At 68.8% G+C, this 5,765-nt stretch carries 5 protein-coding genes and 1 pseudogene; all 6 read left to right on the top strand.

Annotated features, from left to right (window positions below; all coding sequences use genetic code 11):
* On the top strand, nucleotides 1-1,242 hold a 1,242-nt coding region (gene ftsW, locus J0695_RS23985), incomplete at its 5' end, for a putative lipid II flippase FtsW (RefSeq protein WP_206964776.1).
* A 6-nt stretch (nucleotides 1,243-1,248) separates the two neighbouring features.
* A complete protein-coding gene (gene murG / locus J0695_RS23980; protein WP_206964766.1) occupies nucleotides 1,249-2,343 on the top strand; it encodes an undecaprenyldiphospho-muramoylpentapeptide beta-N-acetylglucosaminyltransferase in 1,095 nt (364 codons plus the stop codon).
* Between the two features lie 17 nt (nucleotides 2,344-2,360).
* Nucleotides 2,361-3,188 carry a cell division protein FtsQ/DivIB gene (locus J0695_RS23975; RefSeq protein WP_206964758.1) on the top strand — a complete coding sequence of 276 codons (828 nt, stop codon included), beginning with the start codon at nucleotides 2,361-2,363 and terminating at the stop codon, nucleotides 3,186-3,188.
* A gap of 275 nt (nucleotides 3,189-3,463) precedes the next feature.
* The gene (gene ftsZ / locus J0695_RS23970) at nucleotides 3,464-4,666 is read left to right on the top strand and encodes a cell division protein FtsZ (protein WP_206964757.1); all 1,203 of its coding nucleotides are present in this window, start codon (nucleotides 3,464-3,466) and stop codon (nucleotides 4,664-4,666) included.
* Nucleotides 4,667-4,683: 17 nt separating this feature from the next.
* A complete protein-coding gene (gene pgeF / locus J0695_RS23965; RefSeq protein ID WP_372445820.1) occupies nucleotides 4,684-5,391 on the top strand; it encodes a peptidoglycan editing factor PgeF in 708 nt (235 codons plus the stop codon).
* A 6-nt stretch (nucleotides 5,392-5,397) separates the two neighbouring features.
* Nucleotides 5,398-5,765: pseudogene (locus J0695_RS23960) on the top strand (YggS family pyridoxal phosphate-dependent enzyme); the annotation flags it as partial.

Here is a 5,765-nt window from a genome sequence, read left to right as displayed (position 1 = left end):
GCGGCCGGTCCCAGGCGCGGCTCCTCCTGGTCGTGGAGGAGCCGCGCCTGGGACCGGCCGCTGACGGCGTACTACCTCATCGTCGGTGCCGGCCTGCTGATCCTGGTGCTCGGCCTGGTGATGGTCTACTCCGCCTCGATGATCAAGGCGCTTGAGCTGTCCCTCCCCGGCTCATACTTCTTCCGCAAGCAACTGCTCGCCGCCGTCATCGGCTCCGGGCTCATGCTCGTCGCGACCCGGGTCCCGCTGAAGCTGCTGCGGGCGTTCACCTACCCGCTCCTGGCGGGCACCGTCTTCGCGATGTGCCTCGTGCAGATCCCCGGAATAGGGGTCTCCCAGGGCGGCAACCGGAACTGGATCTCGCTCGGCGGGCCTTTCATGCTCCAGCCCAGTGAGTTCGGCAAGCTCGCGCTGATCCTGTGGGGCGCCGATCTTCTCGCCCGTAAGCAGGACAAGAAGCTGCTCACCCAGTGGAAGCACATGCTGGTGCCGCTCGTCCCCGTCGCCTTCATGCTGCTCGGCCTGATCATGCTCGGCGGCGACATGGGTACGGCGATCGTCCTCACGGCGATCCTTTTCGGCCTTCTCTGGCTGGCCGGCGCCCCCACCCGGCTCTTCGCGGGCGTGCTCGCCTTCGCCGGATTCCTCGGTTTCATACTGATCAGCAGCAATCCCAACCGGATGTCGCGGCTCAACTGCATCGGCGCCACCGACCTCGGCCCACAGGGCCAGTGCTGGCAGGCGGTGCACGGAATCTACGCGCTGGCGTCCGGCGGATGGTTCGGATCCGGACTCGGTGCGAGTGTGGAAAAATGGGGCCAACTCCCCGAGCCCCACAACGACTTCATCTTCGCCGTGACCGGCGAGGAACTGGGGCTGGCGGGGACGCTGTCAGTACTCGCCCTGTTCGCGGCTCTAGGCTATGCGGGTATCCGCGTGGCCGGACGCACGGAGGACCCCTTCGTGAGGTACGCCGCGGGAGGTGTGACCACCTGGATCACCGCTCAGGCAGTGATCAACATCGGTGCGGTGCTCGGTCTTCTGCCGATCGCCGGTGTCCCGCTCCCGCTGTTCTCCTACGGGGGCTCCGCCCTGCTGCCGACCATGTTCGCGGTCGGGTTGCTGATCGCGTTCGCGCGGGAGGAACCCGCCGCGAAGGCGGCCCTCGCCATGCGGAGGCCCGGGGTGAGATGGAAGTCGATGAGACGGCGCGTCAAGAAGCGTCCGTCCGGAGAGCGGTGAATTTCGGTGCATGTCGTACTCGCCGGTGGGGGGACCGCCGGCCACATCGAGCCGGCGCTCGCCCTCGCGGATGCCCTGCGCAGGCAGGACCCGACCGTGGGCATCACCGCCCTCGGCACGGAACGAGGCCTGGAGACCCGTCTCGTCCCTGAGAGGGGTTACGAACTCGGGCTGATTCCCGCTGTACCACTGCCCCGCAGGCCCACCCCCGAACTGATCACCGTCCCCGGGCGGCTGCGCGGCACCATCAAGGCCGCCGAGCAGATCCTGGAGCGCACGAAGGCCGACTGCGTCGTCGGCTTCGGCGGTTACGTGGCCCTGCCCGGCTACCTCGCGGCCAAGCGCCTCGGGGTGCCGATCATCGTCCACGAGGCCAACGCCCGCCCGGGCCTGGCCAACAAGATCGGCTCGCGGTACGCGGCCGCCGTGGCAGTCTCCACCCCCGACAGCAAGCTGCGCGGCGCCCGCTACATCGGCATCCCGCTGCGCCGCACCATCGCCACCCTCGACCGGGCCGCCGTACGCCCGGAGGCGCGCGCCGCGTTCGGCCTCGACCCCAACCTGCCGACGCTGCTGGTCTCCGGCGGCTCGCAGGGCGCGCGCCGCCTGAACGAGGTCGTCCAGCAGATCGCACCGGTGCTCCAGCGCTCCGGAATCCAGATCCTGCACGCGGTCGGCCCCAAGAACGAGATGCCGCGTGTCGACAACATGCCGGGAATGCCGCCGTACATCCCGGTACCGTACGTGGACCGCATGGACCTCGCGTACGCCGCGGCCGACATGATGCTCTGCCGGGCCGGCGCGATGACCGTGGCCGAACTCACCGCCGTCGGGCTCCCCGCCGCCTACGTCCCGTTGCCGATCGGCAACGGCGAACAGCGGCTCAACGCCCAGCCGGTGATCAACGCGGGCGGCGGCCTGCTGGTGGACGACGCCCAGCTCACCCCCGAGTGGGTGCAGAGCAACGTCCTTCCGGTGCTCGCCGATCCGCACCGGCTGTTCGAGATGTCCCGCGCAGCCGCCGAGTTCGGCCGCAGGGACGCCGACGAGCTGCTGGTCGGCATGGTGTACGAGGCGATTGCCGCACGCCGCAAGGCGTGACCCAGCGAGGAGCGAGCGTGGCCGGCCCTACAAGTGCCCACCCGAAGAGCACGCGGACTGCCGAGCGGGGAGCCCAGCAGGGCCCGGCTCCGGCGGACGGCCGCCCGCCCGCAGGACCAGGCCTCCGGGGCGGCCTCCGCCGCCCCGGCAGGCGCCTGGTGATCCTGGTGCTCGCGCTCGCCCTGCTGCTCACCGCAGGCGGAATCTGGCTGCTTTATGGCTCTACTTGGCTGCGCGTCGAGCAGGTGAAGGTGTCGGGGACGCAGGTTCTGACCCGGGACGAGGTCAAGTCGGCCGCCGCCGTGCCGATTGGCGCACCGCTGATTTCTGTCGACACCGATGCGATGGCGGCCAGACTCCGGCAGAAATTGCCGCGTATCGACTCCGTCGACGTCATCCGGAACTGGCCGCACGGGATCGCTCTCAAAGTGACCGAACGACAGCCCGTACTGCTCATGAAGAAGGCCGGAGAGTTCGTGGAAGTCGACGCGGAAGGCGTGCGTTTCGCCACGGTCGAAAGGGCGCCGAAGCGTGTTCCGGTTCTGGAATTGACAGCCGGTCAGTCACCGAGCCTGCTCCGCTTCCCCGTCGACCGGCTCATCCGTGAAGCCGTCTCGGTCGCAGGCGAACTCCCCACACCTGTCGCCAAGGACACGCGTACTATCCGTATCAGTTCGTATGACAATGTGGCTCTTGAGTTGAGTGGCGGCCGCACCGTCGTGTGGGGCAGCGGCGAGTTCGGCGCGGCGAAGGCGCGAGCGCTCACCGCACTGATGAAAGCCGTTCCGAAGGCCGTGCACTTCGATGTGAGCGCCCCCACCGCCCCTGCCGCGTCAGGGAGTTGACGGGCATATGCGCTGGCCAGCACCCTGGCTGGGCAGCGCAACGGCTGATCACATAGGGTGAAAAGAAAAACGGGAGGTTCGGCGTGTTCGTTGAACGTGCGCCACTTGTCGACTTAGTGTCTCGTTCGGAGAGTCCAAGGAACAGACACACTGGTAACCCTGAACTTCACCGTTAGGGTTCGGGTCGGCGTTCGGACCGTCCCATCGGCATCCGTCGTCAGCGGCGCAACCAGCGCGCAGCGGCGACACGTAACTCGAGGCGAGAGGCCTTCGACGTGGCAGCACCGCAGAACTACCTCGCAGTCATCAAGGTCATCGGTGTCGGCGGCGGTGGTGTCAATGCCATCAACCGAATGATCGAGGTCGGCCTCAAGGGCGTTGAGTTCATCGCGATCAACACTGATGCACAAGCTCTGTTGATGAGCGACGCCGACGTCAAGCTCGACGTCGGCCGCGAACTGACCCGTGGCCTCGGCGCCGGGGCCAACCCGGCAGTCGGACGCAAGGCGGCAGAGGACCACCGCGAGGAGATCGAGGAGGTCCTCAAGGGGGCCGACATGGTCTTCGTCACCGCCGGCGAAGGCGGCGGCACCGGAACGGGCGGCGCACCTGTCGTCGCCAACATCGCCCGCTCACTGGGCGCGCTCACCATCGGCGTGGTCACCCGCCCCTTCACCTTCGAGGGCAGGCGCCGCGCCAACCAGGCGGAGGACGGCATCGCCGAGCTCCGCGAAGAGGTCGACACCCTCATCGTCATCCCCAACGACCGGCTGCTGTCCATCTCGGACCGCCAGGTCAGCGTGCTGGACGCATTCAAGTCGGCGGACCAGGTCCTGCTGAGCGGTGTCCAGGGCATCACCGATCTCATCACCACCCCGGGTCTGATCAACCTCGACTTCGCCGACGTCAAGTCGGTCATGTCCGAGGCGGGTTCGGCGCTCATGGGCATCGGCTCGGCCCGCGGCGACGACCGCGCGGTGGCCGCCGCGGAGATGGCGATCTCCTCGCCGCTCCTGGAGGCGTCCATCGACGGCGCCCGAGGCGTACTGCTCTCCATCTCCGGCGGCTCCGACCTCGGTCTCTTCGAGATCAACGAGGCCGCGCAGCTGGTGAGCGAGGCAGCCCACCCCGAGGCCAACATCATCTTCGGCGCAGTCATCGACGACGCCCTGGGCGACGAGGTACGGGTCACGGTCATCGCGGCCGGCTTCGACGGCGGCCAGCCGCCGACCCGCAGGGAGAGCGGGCTCGGTTCGAGCTCCGCCAAGCGCGAGGAGCCCACCCCGGTGCGTGCGAGTGAGACGTCGCGTCCGCTGGGCGGACTCGGTGCGGTCACGCAGCGGGACGAGACCCCGGTCGAGTCCGCTCCGGTCAACGAGGTGCCGGCCGCGCCGGTCGCCCCGCCGCACGTCCCGCCGGCCCGTCCGTACCAGGACACCCAGGCCGAAGAGCTGGACGTACCGGACTTCTTGAAGTGATAACGGAGCAAAACCACGTGAGCGGCGCGCACTTCGCTTTCACCGACAGGTGGGGCGGGGTGAGCGCCGTTCCGTACGAAGAGCTCAATCTCGGCGGTGCGGTCGGTGACAAGGCCTCGGCCGTGCTGGCCAACCGCGAGCTCGCGGCCGAGTCGCTGGGTCTGGATCCGGCGCGGGTCGTCTGGATGAACCAGGTGCACGGGCGTGACGTGTCCGTGGTCGAAGCACCCTGGGGCCCCGCCGAACCGCCGGCCGTGGACGCTGTGGTGACGGCACGTCGGGGGCTCGCCCTCGCCGTGCTCACCGCGGACTGCACACCGGTACTGCTCGCCGACCCGGTCGCGGGCGTCGCGGCCGCCGCTCACGCGGGCCGCCCCGGCCTGGTCGCCGGGATCGTGCCGGCCGCCGTCGATGCGATGGTCTCGCTCGGCGCCGACCCGGCGAGGATCGTCGCCCGCAGCGGACCCGCGGTCTGCGGCCGGTGCTACGAGGTACCGGCGGAGATGCGGGCCGAGGTCGCGGGGAGTGTTCCCGAGGCCTGGTCCGAGACGAGTTGGGGCACGCCCGCGGTCGATGTGGTCGCCGGGGTGCATGCTCAGCTCGAAGCGCTCGGCGTACGGGACCGGCAGCGGTCCGACGTCTGCACGCTGGAATCGCGTGACCACTTCTCGTACCGACGCGACCGCACCACGGGGCGGCTCGCCGGATATGTCTGGCTGGACTGATAGGGCATGACGGACCGTAAGAGCGAACTCGCCGCAAACCTGGCGCATGTGGAGGAACGCATCGCGTCCGCCTGTGCGGCTGCCGGGCGCAAGCGGGAGGAGGTGACCCTCATCGTGGTCACCAAGACCTACCCCGCGAGCGATGTGCGGATTCTCTCGGAACTGGGGGTGTGTCATGTCGCCGAGAACCGCGACCAGGATGCCGCACCCAAGGCCGAGGCGTGTGTGGATCTGCCGCTTTCCTGGCATTTCGTCGGACAGCTGCAGACCAATAAGGTCCGTTCCGTGACCAGTTACGCCGATGTGGTGCAATCCGTCGACCGGGCGAAGCTTGTCACCTCGCTCTCCACTGCGGCGGTACGGGCGGAGCGCGA

This window comes from Streptomyces beijiangensis, from assembly GCF_017315755.1.
GTDB classification, from domain to species: Bacteria; Actinomycetota; Actinomycetes; order Streptomycetales; family Streptomycetaceae; genus Streptomyces; species Streptomyces beijiangensis.
This window is presented reverse-complemented; position numbering and strand designations above follow the sequence as displayed.